Origin of the sequence: Synechococcus sp. MIT S9509 (assembly GCF_047303035.1) — a bacterium.
Taxonomy (GTDB): Bacteria; Cyanobacteriota; Cyanobacteriia; order PCC-6307; family Cyanobiaceae; genus Synechococcus_C.
The window spans coordinates 249,097-265,701 of record NZ_CP138940.1 but is presented as its reverse complement, the minus strand read 5'-3'; the positions used below and the strand labels follow the sequence as shown (position 1 = coordinate 265,701).

Sequence of the window (16,605 nt, the reverse complement as noted above, 5' to 3'; positions counted from 1 at the left end):
GTTTAGCTTGAAGGCGATCAAGCAACTTCGGAAAAGCTTCCAGAACCCATCCACTGATCAGCAATAAAAAACCCCGCACTGGGCGGGGCTCTGGGTGAGCGGGTTCTATGGAGCGCCGTCAGTCCTGGGCGGTGTTCGCATCGAGCGTTCTGACTACGTGCCTTGTCGCGTGGCTGATTGGCGTGTGGTGTTCAAAGAGCCAGAGGATCTGCAGGTTGGTCCTGAGATCCCAGTAAACGCAGTGTGGAAGCTCACGCAAACAAACCTGAATTAACCCGCTTCAATCCGAGTGGTGAATCCCATCACGGATTCCAACGGTGCCATTGCTCGATCTCATGGCTAATGACGTAGTCCAATCCCTCGATTTGAGCGACCTCCTGAGGTCCCTGCTCGATCAACAGAGTTTTGGCATGCGTGACTGCGCCAATACCCAGCGCGAGGGCAAGGGTGTAGAGGAAGAGGGACTTGACCGTCATGGCTTTGAGGAGTGGCTGTTTGGGAGTGCTGCCCCCTCGACTCCTTCAAGGTCACAGCCCTTCTGGTGAACCCCACTGCACAGCTCTGGTGTAGAGGGCGCGAAGTTCTGGTGAGACTGTGGTTAATGGCTCAGAACTCAGTGCCTGACTGGCTTTAGCTCACTCGGAAGCTGGTCACACCAAGGCTCCAGGACAGCAAAAACCCAGCGCTAGACGGGGCTGAGTAAGAGCTGTTTTTAGTTACTGGTGAATCAGATGACAGCGATACCGCTGAGGGTTCCGGAATCACCTTCCAAGGCGAGGTAGGACAAAGACTCAGTGGTTTGGCCCATCTCAAAGTCACGAGATTGTTCCTCGATGACCATGGCTGTAAAACCAGCGGCATCCACTGATTGGATCCTTGAGTTGGCATTGTCGCCACCATCAAAGGAATCAAGCTTGGTCAGCAGTGTTGGAGCTGAATCAAATTCAGTTTCAAAAGAATGCCGCTTGGCTTGGTGGGTGAATTGATCTGCAGTAACTCCGCCTTCAATGATGCTGTCTGTCCTGCTGGTGACCCAGTCACCTCCGTTGTAAGTCTGGGTCTGCGTTAAGACAGCAACAGAGGCATCCGATCCAAAGGCATCATCAAGTGCAACGGTCTCGCCTCCTTGGGTGGAGAGTTTGTTGGTGTTGAGCACTCCTGCTTCGATGGTGGTGCCATCGGATAGCTCCCAGGTGCCTTCTTCCATCACGACATAGGAGATGGTTTCGTTGACGTGGCGACCGTCTTTGTATTTGGGCTCCTGGAGTTTGATCTGGAATGAATCAGAATCAATATTTTTCAGGCGTACTACAACCGGATCACCGCCTTTGTACGTTGGATCAGAGGTAATAACGACCGGGCTGATGTAGTCAAGAGAGAGTGCAACGTCTTGCCAAGTATGGTTGACGGAGACTGAGCCGTATTCGGCAAATGATTCATTAGCACTTGGTTTTAGTGCTTTTAAATCAGTATAGAGTTTCGAGTTGGAGCCATCTGCCCCGAGCGAAACTCCAGTGATGACATAACCACCATCTGTGAGAATTATATCGGGAGCTAAATCGATTTGGTTTGTGACATCAATTTTTTTTAGTGCTAATGATGTTTGCATTTTGATCTATTTCAAAGAAATTTGAAAATCTTCCATTCAGGCTGCTACTGTTCCATGCAGTGCTGTCTTGTCCGCTTCCAAATAAACGTCCATCTTTAACAGCAATATTCCATGAAATTTGACCGTTTTCATCTCCCCAATTCTTGTCATAAATAATTTGTCCAGTTGTTTTGTCGGAAGGTCTATAGCGACTACTCAACGCCCCTGCTTTTCCCTTCAAGTTATTTTTATTGCTTTCAGCCGCCTTGCAATAGCTTCAGGCTCTATCCAGAGATACATAGCCTTCTCCATTATTGACGAGATTCGTGCCAGCTAAGCCTATCACTTTTGCGACGAGATCATTGACTTCAAAGATGTTTAGATCTTTTCCGGAATCCACAGCACTCATAGTATTAAAATCAGAATCAATCAATATCCAGTCTTCTTCTACATCGAAGTCCATTATTTTTGCGTACCCTGCTCCGCTGTTTAGAACAAAAACATCATTTCCACTTCCTCCATTCATTTTATCTGATCCTATACCTCCATCAATGATGTCGTCTCCAGAACCACCGAAAAGAACATCATTTACAGCACCTCCGATTAATTTGTCATTACCAGCCGCTCCATAGAGCTTGTCGTTGCCGCTTTGGCCATTGAGTGTGTTTTTGGCTTTGTTGCCGGTAACGGTGTCATTACCGGATCCAGCATTGACATTTTCAATCGAGATCAGCTGATCTTTGCCATCACCGGTGTTCTGCAAATTAGTGGTGTTGAGGTTGATCTTGTTGTTATTGCCTGAGAAAACAGCAGTGTCACTTCCTGAACCACCGTTGATGACGTCATTACCAGCCGCTGCATAAATCCAGTCATTGCCTGAGAGAGCCTGAATGGTATTGCTGCCATTGGTGCCGGTTAGTTGATCTGAATAGTTACCAGCGATCAGATTTTCAACGCTGGTAATTTTGTCAGTACCGATCTTGGCTTTATCACCTCCTGATGTTGAGGTAGCCGTTCCCTTGAGCAAATCAACTGTGATTCCTGCTGCAGCAGAGGTGTAATAGAGAGAATCTGTTCCAGAGCCGCCGTCATAGCTGTCATCACCAGCACCATTGCCGCCGATGATCAGGTCGTTACCAGCGCCAGCATCTACCTGGTCGTTACCATCACCAGCCTCGACTATGTCGTCGCCAGTACCTGCATTGATGTTGTTATCAGCAGCATCACCAATCAGCTGATCGTTGTAGTTGCCGCCAATAATGTTTTCAATATTGGAGAGAGTGTCAGAGCCAATACCTGCTGCATCGCCGCCGTTGGTTGATGTTGCAGTGCCCTGCGAGAGATCAACTGTGATGTCGTCAGTGGCAGATGTGTATTTGATGGTGTCAATGTCAGAGCCGCCGTCATAGCTGTCATCACCAGCACCATTGCCGCCGATGATCAGGTTGACCCAACTGACTTCTACCTAGTGTTGGCCTGACTTCTCAATCCTTGTCAAACCTGCATGGCATGCAGGGGGTCAGGAGTTCGAGTCTCCTTGGCCCCACTGAATTTCACCAAGTAGTCCGTTCCGATCCGTGTAGGACCTGGCGCAAGGTTGACAGCATTACTGAGTTTTGCACTACGTGTTGTGTGGCGATAGTGCAGAAGCGCCTTTTGCAAAACCGTGCTGCAGCACATGCAACCGATATCCGATCACGGCCACCCCACAAACAAAATGATGCTCAGCAATGGCTCAGCACGTACGAGCAATGGCCAGATGGTCTACCCACATTCAGTGATGTCGTTTCAGGGTTTAAGTCTTGTGGCAGCACGCAGGCTTATTTCGCCAACTTGACGTCATGCCCAACAAGAACAGACCACTTGTCGACAGGCACCCTCCGAAAAAGGGTGAGGGTTGGTTGCTGAGCGCCCAAGAGCAAAAGGTCTGTCGCTTCAAGAACGACATGCCAACGCAGCATGCGCAGTGGGTGGAAGTCGAGACGCGGTCACTGACCGGCAGCGGTCAGCCAGTCATCCGCAGAATGCTCAGACACAACGCCATCGAAGCTTGGCAAACGATGCAGGCAACAGGCGGGTAGGAACGGTGTCAGCCCAAGTGGTGACCTTCAGCAGGCCAGTGCGACAAGAGCGACGATGACGACTGCAGTGCTGATTGGATCCATGACGAAACCTGTCTCCATCCAGCATCGATGGAAGACCCTCAATTCACCACTCAAAACACAGGTGAGTTTTTGGTGGATTTGATGAGAGTGCCCGCCTGAGTCCTGACTTCGAGCAGATGTTTACAGGCTCGCGAAGCTTGTCATTCGCTGCATTGAGCGAAACCACTGCAACATCACCAGCCATGGGACTCAACCCTTCAACGGCAAAAACGGCGCCGCAACCGGAAGGCCAATCACAACACGGCCAAGGCTCTCAATCTTCAAAGGTCCTGCACCCACTTCGAAAGGCAGATAGGAATCGGTGTCCAGATGGCAACAATCACCAATGCAGCGATGAAGGGATCCATTGCATTCTCATGTTTGAATTCACGATCGAACGGACACACTGAATCGCCATCCCCCAACCGGGCCAAACCACTGCTGCTGGAATAACCCGATCCAATCCACATCAGAGCCACCGGCATCAATCAGTTCATCAGTTGACTGCTGGATTAATTTGCAGCATTGTGATCTGAATTGGTGTAGAGGAATTCGTTAGACGATGAAGCTGACGAGACCACTACTACAGAGACAAGCCAAAACCACGAACTCTCCATGACGAGGTGCCGGTTTCAGAACATGTTGATGCTCCGTTGCTCATCGAGGCACAGGGCATCAAAGAGGCCGGCGACTAAGCACCCCTAAAAGAAGTTCTTACAGCATCTTGTTAGTCAGGGCAGAGCCAGAAGGTCTTCAATCAATTACTGGCGCTGCTTATCAGCTGCTGTCCTTGATTCTTAAAGTCAGATTCCAATAGCTTCGTCACGATCATCTCAATTCGATTGGGAAAATGTCGTCCAGGTGCGCAAAACTCTGCACTCTGAATAAATGACGTTGATAATTGTGCATAAGCAGCTGGAATGTCTATCTTGACAACAACAAACCTGTGCTTTTCATTTCATGCAGTCCTCCATCATGTCGACGCGAGGTTTTGGGGTATTGATCACAGGCTTAGTGCTGATGCTCGCATCCTGCGCAAAGAGTCCTGACCAGGACAAGGTCACGGCTGAGGGTGGAAAAATCATGACGTTTGTTGAGTGGGAGAATATCAAGGATGGCTGTGAAATTGAGGGTACTGAGGTATTGACAAGGCTTGGGCCTGAGGGGCAATGGAGAAAGAAAGCGCAGCTTTGGGACAAGGAGTGTGTAAAAAAAGGAATGAAGGAAAAAGGTTATGCGAAGGCTGTTGTCTTTGATCCTGATGAGCTGTCTGAATTCAAAAAAAACGTTTGTGAGTTATATGACCAGACAACAGTCGTCATGGACGGGAAAACACTCGAAAGAAAATATGGGGCAGAATACGAGGAGTATGAGAATTGAAAATCGTTCCACACAGCCTCTGGACAATCTTTCTGGTCTTAATTCAGGCTCCTGATGTTTCTTCGTCTGAGCTGAAAAGGGCTGATGATCAGGCACCTCAGTTCCTGTTTGTTCTGCATTCTGATCAAGGAAGCTATGTGACGGAGAGTGGTGATCTCGAGATATTGCAATTTCCCAAAAAGCATATATCGGCTGTTGAAATGTTCTCCAATCGGTTCCGAAATGTCAGATCTGAGTTTCGTCAGCCTCGAGTCAAAGATCTTTGGAAGTTACGCGATGTTAGTTTCCAAAAAAGTGCAAAAGCAACTCTTTCGTCTTCAGGCCTGAGAACACAGATTATTGAAATCAACGGAATTGAAGTCACTCCAGGTCACATTCGCTACAGGATCGTTCCGGTTGATCGCACCGCAGCGATCCCAAACAATCTTGCCAATGTTGTGCTGACCATGGATGCGGCGGCTACCTGGAAAGCCTGTTCGGAAACAAGCCAATGCCTCGGCTTCAGTAGCCCGCTTCTGAATGCAAGTGTCTGCTACGGAGAAGAGATTATTCGCAGTGATTGTGCTGACTGTGAATGCTGTCCTGAAGGGGCTGTTCCATAGATCGCCTGTTGCACAGAGCAGCCGATTCATGTTGAAGCCCTTTTCTTGTCAATCCATCGCCAACATCAATTCGGCGCACTGTGTGGCAAGCAGCACCAGCGCTGGAAGTCTGGTCCATGACGCCAAGCTCGAAAGAAGTTCTTCAAGATCACAGCCCTTCTAGTGAACCCCACTACACAGATCTGGAGTAGAAAGAGCAAACTCCTGATGAGCATCTGGTGAATGGCTGTGCACAGCGAACCTGACTCGGCTCAGCTTATGCGGAAGCAAATGACGCCGCAGCTCCAGAGCGGCAACCCTCCCGCCATGAAGACGGGGTGGGATTGGTCATACTCTTGCCAGGAGATCGACAGCGTCCACTCAATGGTTCCTCTTCAATCAGACACCGCAGATCATCTGCTGAGAGTCAATGATAAAAGAACTAGACAATCCTGGCGACAGATGGAATCCGTCTGAGCTGATGAACAATTCCGAAGGAAATAACGATCCCCAGAACTGTTGCAGCCAAAGCAATCAGCCAATGATTGAGGCCGATGAAACCAATAGCTTCCAGCACCACCACGAGCACTAGTGGATGAATAATATAAGCACCATAACTATCCACTCCAGCTGTTGCTAACCACTGACCAAAGCGATTTTGATTACGCTGAAACCACAACAGGAGATAACCCATCACTCCCCAACCGATGAATGTATAAAAGAAGGAAAAGATGGCATAAACAAGAGTGAGCTTTTCAGCTTCATCTGAAATGTTGCCGTTAAAGGTCACCACTAGCGCGATTGTCAGAAGACATAAAGATGACGCAATAGAAAATCGGAACCACCTCACAACCAGATGGGTGTTGAGCTTCTCCAGCCAGCGATGGCACGATGCCTTGCAACCGAGAAAAAACATGAAGGCATAAGTGAAAATGTGCATGCCTTGAGCACCAAACCAATTAAATGGTGAATTCCATAAGGCAGTCCAGAGTTCAGTTCGCGTCGACATCGCTACCTCAAGAATCGCGAGGATAAAAGCACTGATGAGCCAAGAGCGCAGCTGCGGTGTGGGAACGGAGGTATCCACTGAAAAGTGATCTCCTCGCATCGCAAACCAGAAGCAATAGAGCAAATCAAAGACAAACAAAAGGGCCAAAAAGCCCAGTACAAATAATCTATTGAAAGGCATCTCATTCCAAGGCAATTCCGCATAGGGGCTGCCTGGGGAGAACCTCGACAAGAGTATCGAAGCATTGTTAATGAGCAGTAGGCCAACAAGAAAGGGGACACCAATTCGCAGAAGGCGATCTTGGAGATAACGCACAACCCCCTTTTTATGAACTGAAGGAGGAACAAAGTATCCCGAAATTAGAAACAACATGTACATAAAGAAGGTTTGACAGATATATCCAAAGAATCTGTATGCAGTATTAAACAACGGATCAGAAACCCCTTCCATGGGAATACGTACGCCCATCCAACTGATACCACCAAATGCCATGGGTACATGTACGGCAATCACAAGAGCGATCATCAGTGCCTTGATCTGGTCAAAGAACAGCACCCGCTTCTTGGTGCTTGTTTGAGAATGATCCATAGATCCAGTCTTACCAGGAATACCCAAAGTCTTGCGGTTGGAAATTGATGGAATAGCCTCTGGAGAGTGAGACATGGCTGAGAATCTGATGTGAATAGTGAAGGTCATACCCTCTATCTATTCAGCATCACTGAGCGAACCAGAACACACATCACCCGTTCGGGTGACTAATACAGCGCTACATTCAAACCGGTTGAGACCTTTTTTCACCTAGACGTGCATCAACCAGCCGATAGCACTCATCAGCACGCGGCAATCGACAAGCTGATGGACCTTCTCAAGCCTCTCAAAATAACGGCTCAACAACCGGGGCCCAAGGGTGTTACAACTGGCCATCGCTGATCTCGACCGGTACTGCGAAAACAAAATCTCTGCAAGAATGATTTTGCCTAGTCACAGTCAAAGACCATCGACAGCCTTGTCATTCTGACCGTCAGTTTCGTAGTTCTGCTGCTGATGTCGATCAGTTCGAAGCTCTACAGCCGCTCCGCTGAAAACTGAAAAGCCAGACAAGCTGGTCATTCGGCACAGCATGAAATCTCTGGGCTGGGCAAACGGGTGAAACCGCATCAAGCGAGTATTGCTTATTCGAACCAGCAACGGTTCATCACCATTCGTCAGTCAATCATCTCCACCAAAACCTGGAATGGTGATCATGCGTGACCTCCCTGCTTATTGGCAAACTGCAAGTGGCCAAGGTGAAAAGTCTGCAGGCCGGATTGAACCGGAGTGATGACGATGTGCAGACTTCAGGAGAAGGCACCTTGAGAGGAGTCATCGCCCCCGGCAGTTGCGTTTGAGAAATTCAGCTTTGTCCTCCTTACTCCAGCCAGCATTCCGGGCGTCGGCGCACAGTTGCATGATTCGCTCGTTGAAATCGCCCTGCTGACGCGCATCATCACGAATGCTCTTGATGTAGAGGGTGCCGGTGACGAAGGCAAGAGCGATCGCAGAGACAACGGCAATGCCTTTCAAAACTTTTTGCATGAATCAGAAACCTTATCCAGCCTCATCACAGTGAATCACTTCTGGTACTCAAGCAGCGCGCGGATGGTTACATCAAGAGACTCAGGGGCAGCCTGAGAAGAAGAGCAAGAACAGAAACGATCAAAACACATTGAAAAGACTGATGGCATCAAGGTGTGGGCAAGATCAATTGGTCCTTTCGGCATGCCAAAAGGACATTGACCTGAGAAAAAATCAAATCTGAGATTAAAGGATTTGCGATCTTGCAGGCTTCTATCCATAGTCGACGGAAAGATTCAATACAGCAAGGAAAAGATGCGGATCAAAAGGCTTTGAATTGTCTCGACTCAAACCCGATACCTTGATCCGGAGCAATACCTGAAAATCAATGAACAGAGCAAATCCCATAGGACAAAAAAAACCCCGCCAAAGGCAGGGTCCTCAAAAACTCAGCGAGAGTGTTGCCTTGTTTCCACCTCGTGAGCTTTTCTCCTCACTGTTGGATAGTAGCCAAGCAACTGGCACTGTGCCAGCTGCTTGGTGGCCAGCCCGCAGGGAGGCACAAGCGATGAAAATACTTCAGGTCATGGCGTTTCAAGGCCGAACTGACCGACTCCACTCGTTCCACGACATCCACCAGGGTGATCTTTTTCATGGATAGAGATCGGGGCAGGATGCAAGAAGCCCCTTGGCGATTGCCTCAGCAAAGCCTTGGTCGCCAACGGACATGGCATAGGTGGTGAGCTCCGTTGCAAACCCCTGGTTCAGCACATAGTCCACAGCCTCTGTTCCCACTGCAGCAACTCTGCCTTTCTCTGCGGTCAACTCACACATTCGATCGATCAACACGTCAAACCACTCGTCGGTTGGATAAGCGGAGACTGGATTGAACAGAGCACCTGAAGCCAAAAGCAGTGCCGAACATTCACTTGAAAACTTCAACACCCATTTCCATTGAGAACAGCGACCATCAGCTGCCATTGGGCACAATCCTGATTCTCAAGACCAACATACAGATCCTTGAATTCCTCCAATAAAACGACATCCACAACCACCTTGGCAGAAACCTCTTCAGAGCGGTCAAGTCGCATCGCGCACAGTGCTGTGATCCGCTTAGAAAAAGCTACTAACCAGGATCAAACCCAATGCCGAGCCTTGCCCGGCAATAGAAAGTTGACTGGGCATTGAAACGTTGAAAACCATTCCACAATTCGCACAAGTAATCAACAGCCATTGTGGAAAAAACACCAAACTATTGGCCTTCTATCAATGAATTCTCAGCCAACAGCATTACAAAACTGCTGTTCACAAAATTAAAAAGATTCTATAAATAACCCACGCTTAAGCAGGCTGATTCACTTACTCCTGTTGATCAGCCACGCAAAGATCACGAGGATCAGCAAGGTAGGAATAATACCGATTAATTTTCCCACATAAAACACGAAGAATACAAGTGCAAAAAGAATAACAACCTTGCCAGCTGTTGTGGAAATGAGTTTTTTCCAGTTGATTTTTTTATTGCTTCGACAGTTCTTCGCCATCGCTTTGACTTGAATGATCTAACTCGTGGATAGCAAACATTGAGCAATACTGCAATCCATCACTGGTCATCACTGCAACTCACAAAACCATTGCCAGACCCGACCGATCAAGATTGCATCCAGCGATGACCTCGCAAGTCACGCTCTACACCCCTAAGGACTGGTTGAGCGGAACGACCGGGAGAACATCTTGGCGGACGATGCCCACTGCGGAAGAAAGAGGAGACACAATCAGCATTGACGCATCAATAGTCAAATTTGCCGATAAGAAACCATTTTTGCAACTGCTCAGAGGGTTGGCATCGGCTGTGATCCCATTGGCTTAGAGCGCTTGAGCACAACGCTCCATCTTCGCCTCATAAGCGAGACCTCCAAGAATGGGGCTGGTGACCTCACTTGCGCCCGCTGCAATTACCACAGAGCAAGTGAAAATCACAAAACGCTGGTGCATTGATCCATGAGGCAGATCCAGCATGCAAAAGTTCAAGCCCCCAACTTCGCCCACCCTGATCCGGTTCACCTCCCCCGAAGGAGCGAAATCATGGAAACCGCTTAGAAACTCGCTGATTCCTGTCAACAGTATCTCGACGAAAGCTTGAATCAAGGACACAGTGCAACCGGCGCACGCCAGGACAACCGAGCACTGACCATTGAGACCAGAGACAGAGAAGGCATTGATCGTTACGATTGAACATCGAAGCCGCACGCTGAAAATGCGTGAAAACTCTTGGAATTTATCAATCAGAGCGCGCAAGTGAGAACAACCAACATCGATACTCTGAGGATGATTGAATACAATGACAATTCAGAAGTTCAGGCTATGGCGGCCAGCATTCTTTCTGGGCTCATCACAAAGTATGCGGCAAAGACAATCGAAGATTTACCCGAAAACGAGGCTGTACACATTTGTGAATATGGCTGCGCCACAGGTGGATCATCCATTGAACCAATCAAAGCGATTGAAGGAGTGGCGACCAAACGCAAACTTGAAATAATCATGAATGACTTGCCCAAAAACGACTGGTCCACACTTAAAGCCCTGATTGAGAAAAAATTTCCGGATATCAAATTTTTATATTCTGCAAAAACAATGTATTCCCCTGTTGCTGAAGCAGCTTCCATCCATCTTGGCTTTTCATGCTTCGCCCAGCACTGGCTGAATGGTGGCGCTCCAACTGGACTTCCCGGTGACGCGCTGTGGGCCAACCAGCTATCGCCGCGTTGCCCTGAACACGAATCCTGGCAAGAAGCATCCAGGGACAATTGGCAAAAGAAACTCGAGCTGCGCGCGACCGAGATAATCCCCGGAGGCAGATTGATACTCCACATACATAGCTCGTTGAATGACGGAGCACTCAGCGAAAGATTTGCCACAACATTGCAAAAGGCCAAGGCGAAAATGATCGCAAATAATGAGCTGAGCAAAGATCAAGCTCTTGATCTGTTGGTTCCACAATATTGCAAGTCTCCAGCAGAAATTTTCAACATCGTGTGCACACCTAAAATCAATTCTTTATGGCAACTGGAAGAAGCGCACTATCAACAACTTCTCTGCGACGAACAACTCGAACAAACCAATATACAGAAACAGATTAAATTTTTAAAAGGATTCATGGACTCAACACTGAAATTATCACTCAATACGCCTCAGTTAACCCAGTTTTGGCAACATGTTATCGAACTAGCATCGGAAGATAAAACTGCTCTAACCTCAAACGGAATGTCTACATTTATGAGCCTGAAAAGACGTCAGTGACCTCAATGTCACAACAATGAAAAAGTGATTATGGCCGGCAAACAGAAGAGAATTGGCGAACAGCGACTTGACCTCTTGGCACGACCTAAGGCGAAAGCGGTTCGCATGAATGCTCTTCAGGGCTGTAGACACGACCCAAAAGAATCCTTGAAGCCAGTCTGACTCTGAAAGGATCTGTCCAGTGATTTCTACCAGCAAGAGAAATCACTTCTTTGATGAACAGCGTGTTTGCCTCTCTCTTCGTCATCTGGGCGCAACAACTCACCAAGTGTTACTTGAAAACACAGTGAGAATTCAAGGGTTGAGATCATTACTTATTCACGCTGTGCCTTATAGAGTCTTGATGAGTCTCATAACTACTGCCATCGATCGCTAAAAGATTCAACACGAAGTTTTTTCCCGCAAAATGAAAAAACATAAAGAGACGCAGGTGATCTACAACACCAAGACGAACCAATCCAAGGCGATGCATCACCAGGGTGAAAGCGGCAACAGCATCTGAATCAAACCGAATCAGGCATCAACTCAGAGACACTGGGCATCGGGTCGGGCTTTCCATCTGCAATAGCTCTGGCACGCAGATAAAACCAGCTGCTGGTATCACCCTGAGCTTCCAGCCTCTCGGCGATGGCTTTCCAGTTGTTGAGTTCCGTTTGATCCACAAAAGCACTGCATCTTTGTCAATCCTGTAGATCAGCCAATCAATCTGCGACCTCTCCAGGTCGTGATGACCGGCCTTGGGCAGAAAGCAGGACTCTCTTCTCTGGTCGGCCGCTCTGCTCATCGTCGAGCCAGCTGAAGGGATGACTCAGCCAACGCCCCTCAAAAACTCACCCCGTCAGCAAGCTGATCAGCGTTCTGACGACCGTTCAACCCAGCAGATCAGTGAAGGTGCGCTCACTCCAGAGCACATTAAGCCAGTCATTGATGCACAGGTTTCAACTGCATCAGATCAGTGGAGTGGGGAACGACCCACAAGCTCAGGAGTCCAGTCGCTTCATTTCACGCTCGATCTCATCCTCACTGATCGGCTTAGGTCGATGGTTGTAAGCGATTGCTTGCCAGACCAAGGCCAGCCCCCAGAAAGCAATCGGCCAGATTGGCCAGAAATCTCCACGCCCTGACAGCGCCCAGATCACAACAAGCGTGACGTTGGTGATCGCATAAAGCCTGAGTTGTCTTTCCAGCCCCCTCCGCTGTTTGAGGCTTGCCAGGGCAGTAGCTCTCAGCTCTTTGTCATTCATTGATTGAACCGCCCTTGATCTTCCAGACGTATAGCAAGATCCTTTGGCAAGAATGTCCTCACCAGTGCACTGACACTTGGATCTCGTTAGAGATGGATTTTCCAGGCGATCCAATTCGTATCATCAGTCGCCAAGCACTGCAATCTCTTCTGCGAGCAAAGCCGCTGGGACAGAGACAACGCTTAAAACGGAACTCTATGAACGCCACACATCCAAGGATCCACCACATCAACAATGCAAAGACAACAGTGATTGCATGAGCTAAACCTCAGAGAGATCCTTGATCAGCCGTGACTTGACTCGTTCGTCGCAAAGACAGGTCCATTAAAAATGCCTACAGAAGTTCATTTCATAAATCGAACATTGTTTTGCAATCAGACAACGTGATGACACATTGAACATCTTTAGATTGTGTATTGAAAACTCTATATGTTTCACCTGTAGCCATGCACTTCGTGCGAGCACTGACAAAGGCCTTGAACTCAGTTTTATACTGAATTTCTGGCACCCATACTTCATATTCAGATGATGCGTCTTTCAATCGCTCAATCGTGTACATGGATAACCCCTTGATGATTCATGCTGATCAACGCCAAGACAAACAGACGAAATCAACAGGTTCTTGTTGGGATCATCGATCCAGTTAGCGAAGCATCGGTTCAGGCCTATCGGATGACAAGCAACTGACAGCAAAGCCTGAACGCGTAAACATCTACGCAAGCCGGTGAAACCGCAGCATGACACGATCAAACAGCTGCAATTGACACTGCAGCAAAGGTATTGCACTGAATCAGAGCATTGATCGACACTTCTTAGAGCCCCTTTGATTGCCGAATGGCCCATGCACTTGCGGCTTGCTGCTGCTGCCAGGCGAGCAACAGATCTTTGGCAATCGAGCGAAGCTGCTGCACATCGCTAGAACTGTCAATCTCGCGTGAGAACTTCTCAATTTCAAACTTTTGGCCCAGAGTCAAAGCAAGTGGTTCCATCAGATCTTCTGGCGTAGCCATCAGAAATTACCCCAGAAACTTCTGAACAGCAAACCAAAAACGTAGTTGTTGCAACAGATTTCAGGGAATCATGCTCAAGTCAATACATTGTTTTGATTACAAAGCGTTGCCTGAATCAGCTCATGACAGTCATAGGATCTGCTAACAGGCTTAAAAAGGATTATCAAGACTGAATTCCATGCATCTCTCCTGGAAAAAACACCTTGAACTGTCCAGGGTTGTATCGAATGCAGCAGACAAAGATCGCGGAATCGGACTTGCCCTGATGGGAATTGCACTCACGATGCTTGCGAAAGATCTGCTGATCCATGAAACACAATCCTCCGCGGCCGAAGCCAAGCACGAAATCAAATTCACATAATGTCCAATCCATCAACTCTCTGGATAACCATGGACTATTCAAAATCAACGAGATATTGAACAATCAAACCTTTTACAAGCAAACCAACCAGCACCATTCGCGGTGGAAGGTCATCAATAATTCTGTGTTGACAAATAGAACGTCACCACAAGCACAGCAAGTACGACAATCAGCTCCATGGAGACGCGTCTGTCTTTGACGATGATCTCTGCAGATCCCAATCAAATCCGTCGCCTATGAGACACTTTGCATAAAAAGCGATGGAACACCAATAAAAAAAAGCCGGATTGCTCCAGCCTCTATCCCTCCTTTTCACTTCACTGCCTTCGACGTCATCGTTCAAAACTCTGTTCAGCCTCGCTAAGACTAGGTTGGATCCAGAAGCCTTGATTCAGTCAGCGTTACCAGATGCTTGAACTGAGGGCCACATCGATGCGAACTCGGAGTCTGAAACAACCGGTGTGACTTCGAATTTGATGCCGAACCCTTTGATCCAGGGGGCGAGATGAGTCCACACTTTGCCAATGTCACTGGCCACTGCAATTGCCATCCCTCTGCCTGCGATGGGATCGCATACCCGGTATTTCAGTTCAAAGCCATCAAACCTGTCTCCCGGTCCCCTGCATTGATGTACTCCGCAAAAGGGGAACAAGCTTCCCAGGACCCCGCAACTGTTGGGAAGTTCCAGACGATCAGATAGTGCTGCACAAGGTTGATACAAGGCCAGTCACCTGTAGCAGAAACAGGACAATCCAGGAGTTGCGGTTGATTCACGCCATGGTCAACACGAGCAGGCTCTGGCCACAGAACTCTGCGTCAACCCAGGGGGGGGGGTAATCAGTGCTGTGATCAACCTGAAGGCGCATCGAAGCAAATCTCGGACGTTCAATCGGACATCAACTGTGATTGGTGACTGGAAGACATTAAATATTGAGTGCATTCAAGCGCAAACTGAATCACTACAGCTGCAACTCCCAACAACAAAATCAGGTTCAGATGATGATCTGAAAGCTGAGATGTAACTGATGAAAAGAGTATAAAACCAAGCGCCCCTACTGAAGTGGCTACAGACCAGGCTCGACGCTGCGAGTCCTCGTTACACAGTTGCCCAAGACGGTCGAGCGTGAGCGTGCCAGTCATCATATCCCATACACCAATCAGAAAAATAGAGACAGACAACGTCGAGATGTTCTCTGAGAAACCGAAAAGTACCACTCCAAAAAGACCAACCATGGAGATCAAAGGCAGAAATAATTTGGTTGTCAGCCTTGAAGGTGCAACTGACGGAATCAGACCGCCAATGATCAACCCCACTCCAAACAAACTGTCGATACTGCTTGAAATCTTTGGGTCCAGCCCAATTGTCCTGGTGGCAATCAACGGCTCATAGAGGATTGCTGGAACCTGTCCAACCTGCATCAAAGCGAAGCCAAACACAATGATGGCTATCAACACATGTGATTGGTTGCCAACACCTAGCCTCTGTTCAACAGAAGACTGAGTCACAACCACATCAGATACATCTATTTTCTGAGGTCTTGGTCTTATCAACAGACTGGTTGTTGGCAGGCTCAGAACGATCGTCAAAATGAAAAGAAGAGTCCAGGCTGACGGTGCGGACGTTGGAGAAAACAAACCAATGGCAACAGCTCCAAGCAAGGAGCCGATCCCCCCACCACACATGATCAAACCAGTGGCTTGTCGTCTCCAATGGGGCGGGACACGTTCGAGAGCGAGGGTTGGCAGACCAGAGACAACATGGGCGGCTCCCCATCCACACAGCAGTCTGAGGATTGACTGGCTTGTGAAATCGATCAACCTACCTTCGAGAAGGGTTGAAGCGATAATTGTGATCAATGAGATCCGCACATATCGTATTGATGCTTGCCTGTTTTTGACATAAGCCTGTTGTATGCAGCCAGCCAGGTAGCCAAACATATTGATTGCTGCAAGCTTGCCGATATCTTCAACAGCAATCCAGTTTGCATCCGCCATCAGGCTGCCGATGATTCCAAAGTCAAACCGGACCAACCCAAGGGCGATTGCGATCCCGCAGGATCCACCCAGAAGATCAAAGAGCCACTTTTCAACACTGATTTTCACTCTCTGAGACTCCCAGCATCCGACCCAGTGATGAAGAGCAGTTGGATTGATGTCATAGACAGCGTTAGAGCTCGTTGATCCCTGTATGCATCAACAGGTAGCAGCAACGATCGAGAGTGTGTGCAATACACCGGCCGGAACCAGGCCAGTGAGAAAGACCCAGATGATCGCCATTGACTGAATGACATCTGATCATGATCAGAATCGGCAACAGCGAGTTGTTGCTCATTGCAGGTGAGTGCACTGCCTGCCCACGGGCGCTCAAGCAAACAAAAACCCCGCACTGGGCGGGGCCGTGGGGACCGGGATGGTCAATCAATCGCCAGGTGGGGCT

At 48.4% G+C, this 16,605-nt stretch carries 21 protein-coding genes and 2 pseudogenes; 5 read left to right on the top strand and 18 right to left on the bottom strand.

Translation table 11 applies throughout. The features are described from left to right. Positions 1–302: 302 nt before the first annotated feature. The 6 genes and pseudogenes from SIB73_RS01495 to SIB73_RS01470 all read right to left on the bottom strand — a co-directional run bounded on the left by SIB73_RS01495 (position 303) and on the right by SIB73_RS01470 (position 3,016). The gene (locus SIB73_RS01495) at positions 303–476 is read right to left on the bottom strand and encodes a hypothetical protein (protein ID WP_413403504.1); all 174 of its coding nucleotides are present in this window, start codon (positions 474–476) and stop codon (positions 303–305) included. A gap of 251 nt (positions 477–727) precedes the next feature. Then, positions 728–1,609: a hypothetical protein gene (locus SIB73_RS01490; protein ID WP_413403505.1), complete on the bottom strand. Its 882-nt coding sequence runs from the start codon at positions 1,607–1,609 to the stop codon at positions 728–730. Next, positions 1,578–1,829: a hypothetical protein gene (locus tag SIB73_RS01485; RefSeq protein ID WP_413403506.1), complete on the bottom strand. Its 252-nt coding sequence runs from the start codon at positions 1,827–1,829 to the stop codon at positions 1,578–1,580. Before SIB73_RS01485 ends, SIB73_RS01490 begins: the two co-directional genes overlap by 32 nt. A gap of 36 nt (positions 1,830–1,865) precedes the next feature. After that, positions 1,866–2,615, bottom strand: a complete 750-nt coding sequence (locus SIB73_RS01480) for a calcium-binding protein (protein WP_413403508.1) — start codon at positions 2,613–2,615, stop codon at positions 1,866–1,868. Positions 2,616–2,663: 48 nt separating this feature from the next. Continuing rightward, a pseudogene (locus tag SIB73_RS01475) lies at positions 2,664–2,795 on the bottom strand (hypothetical protein); the annotation flags it as partial. 23 nt (positions 2,796–2,818) lie between these two features. Next, the gene (locus tag SIB73_RS01470) at positions 2,819–3,016 is read right to left on the bottom strand and encodes a hypothetical protein (protein ID WP_413403510.1); all 198 of its coding nucleotides are present in this window, start codon (positions 3,014–3,016) and stop codon (positions 2,819–2,821) included. A 413-nt stretch (positions 3,017–3,429) separates the two neighbouring features. Between SIB73_RS01470 and SIB73_RS01465 the strand changes: the two genes are divergently transcribed. Beyond that, positions 3,430–3,669: a DUF1651 domain-containing protein gene (locus tag SIB73_RS01465; RefSeq protein WP_413403512.1), complete on the top strand. Its 240-nt coding sequence runs from the start codon at positions 3,430–3,432 to the stop codon at positions 3,667–3,669. Positions 3,670–4,013: 344 nt separating this feature from the next. Here the strand turns inward: SIB73_RS01465 and SIB73_RS01460 are convergent, their stop codons facing one another. After that, positions 4,014–4,217: a hypothetical protein gene (locus SIB73_RS01460; protein WP_413403514.1), complete on the bottom strand. Its 204-nt coding sequence runs from the start codon at positions 4,215–4,217 to the stop codon at positions 4,014–4,016. Between the two features lie 475 nt (positions 4,218–4,692). Between SIB73_RS01460 and SIB73_RS01455 the strand changes: the two genes are divergently transcribed. Beyond that, entirely contained in the window at positions 4,693–5,112 is a 420-nt protein-coding gene (locus tag SIB73_RS01455; RefSeq protein ID WP_413403516.1) for a hypothetical protein, read from the top strand. After that, positions 5,109–5,714: a hypothetical protein gene (locus SIB73_RS01450; RefSeq protein ID WP_413403518.1), complete on the top strand. Its 606-nt coding sequence runs from the start codon at positions 5,109–5,111 to the stop codon at positions 5,712–5,714. Before SIB73_RS01455 ends, SIB73_RS01450 begins: the two co-directional genes overlap by 4 nt. A gap of 421 nt (positions 5,715–6,135) precedes the next feature. Here SIB73_RS01450 and SIB73_RS01445 read toward each other — a convergent pair whose 3' ends face one another. The 5 genes from SIB73_RS01445 to SIB73_RS01425 form a co-directional block, all read right to left on the bottom strand. Next, complete coding sequence (locus SIB73_RS01445; protein WP_413403520.1) at positions 6,136–7,365, bottom strand: acyltransferase family protein; 1,230 nt, start codon at positions 7,363–7,365, stop codon at positions 6,136–6,138. Between the two features lie 699 nt (positions 7,366–8,064). Further along, a complete protein-coding gene (locus SIB73_RS01440; RefSeq protein ID WP_413403521.1) occupies positions 8,065–8,277 on the bottom strand; it encodes a hypothetical protein in 213 nt (70 codons plus the stop codon). A 35-nt stretch (positions 8,278–8,312) separates the two neighbouring features. Next, positions 8,313–8,537: a hypothetical protein gene (locus tag SIB73_RS01435; protein WP_413403523.1), complete on the bottom strand. Its 225-nt coding sequence runs from the start codon at positions 8,535–8,537 to the stop codon at positions 8,313–8,315. A gap of 370 nt (positions 8,538–8,907) precedes the next feature. Beyond that, positions 8,908–9,165 (bottom strand): hypothetical protein, encoded by a 258-nt coding sequence (locus SIB73_RS01430; RefSeq protein WP_413403527.1) that lies wholly within the window; start codon positions 9,163–9,165, stop codon positions 8,908–8,910. A 954-nt stretch (positions 9,166–10,119) separates the two neighbouring features. Further along, positions 10,120–10,551 carry a hypothetical protein gene (locus tag SIB73_RS01425; RefSeq protein WP_413403530.1) on the bottom strand — a complete coding sequence of 144 codons (432 nt, stop codon included), beginning with the start codon at positions 10,549–10,551 and terminating at the stop codon, positions 10,120–10,122. Positions 10,552–10,581: 30 nt separating this feature from the next. Between SIB73_RS01425 and SIB73_RS01420 the strand changes: the two genes are divergently transcribed. Beyond that, positions 10,582–11,553 carry a hypothetical protein gene (locus tag SIB73_RS01420; protein ID WP_413439683.1) on the top strand — a complete coding sequence of 324 codons (972 nt, stop codon included), beginning with the start codon at positions 10,582–10,584 and terminating at the stop codon, positions 11,551–11,553. A gap of 503 nt (positions 11,554–12,056) precedes the next feature. On the opposite strand, the gene SIB73_RS01415 is transcribed toward SIB73_RS01420, so the two are convergent. The 4 genes from SIB73_RS01415 to SIB73_RS01400 form a co-directional block, all read right to left on the bottom strand. Next, a complete protein-coding gene (locus SIB73_RS01415; RefSeq protein WP_413403534.1) occupies positions 12,057–12,215 on the bottom strand; it encodes a hypothetical protein in 159 nt (52 codons plus the stop codon). Positions 12,216–12,533: 318 nt separating this feature from the next. Beyond that, the gene (locus tag SIB73_RS01410) at positions 12,534–12,797 is read right to left on the bottom strand and encodes a 2TM domain-containing protein (RefSeq protein WP_413403535.1); all 264 of its coding nucleotides are present in this window, start codon (positions 12,795–12,797) and stop codon (positions 12,534–12,536) included. A 349-nt stretch (positions 12,798–13,146) separates the two neighbouring features. Further along, complete coding sequence (locus tag SIB73_RS01405) at positions 13,147–13,356, bottom strand: hypothetical protein (RefSeq protein WP_413439682.1); 210 nt, start codon at positions 13,354–13,356, stop codon at positions 13,147–13,149. Between the two features lie 253 nt (positions 13,357–13,609). Then, the gene (locus SIB73_RS01400; RefSeq protein WP_413403537.1) at positions 13,610–13,786 is read right to left on the bottom strand and encodes a hypothetical protein; all 177 of its coding nucleotides are present in this window, start codon (positions 13,784–13,786) and stop codon (positions 13,610–13,612) included. A 199-nt stretch (positions 13,787–13,985) separates the two neighbouring features. Between SIB73_RS01400 and SIB73_RS01395 the strand changes: the two genes are divergently transcribed. Then, the gene (locus SIB73_RS01395; RefSeq protein WP_413439681.1) at positions 13,986–14,168 is read left to right on the top strand and encodes a hypothetical protein; all 183 of its coding nucleotides are present in this window, start codon (positions 13,986–13,988) and stop codon (positions 14,166–14,168) included. A gap of 391 nt (positions 14,169–14,559) precedes the next feature. Here the strand turns inward: SIB73_RS01395 and SIB73_RS01390 are convergent. Both SIB73_RS01390 and SIB73_RS01385 read right to left on the bottom strand, forming a co-directional pair. Next, positions 14,560–14,876, bottom strand: a pseudogene (locus tag SIB73_RS01390) (DUF3303 domain-containing protein). A 177-nt stretch (positions 14,877–15,053) separates the two neighbouring features. Beyond that, positions 15,054–16,271 (bottom strand): YbfB/YjiJ family MFS transporter, encoded by a 1,218-nt coding sequence (locus SIB73_RS01385; RefSeq protein WP_413403539.1) that lies wholly within the window; start codon positions 16,269–16,271, stop codon positions 15,054–15,056. Positions 16,272–16,605: the final 334 nt, after the last annotated feature.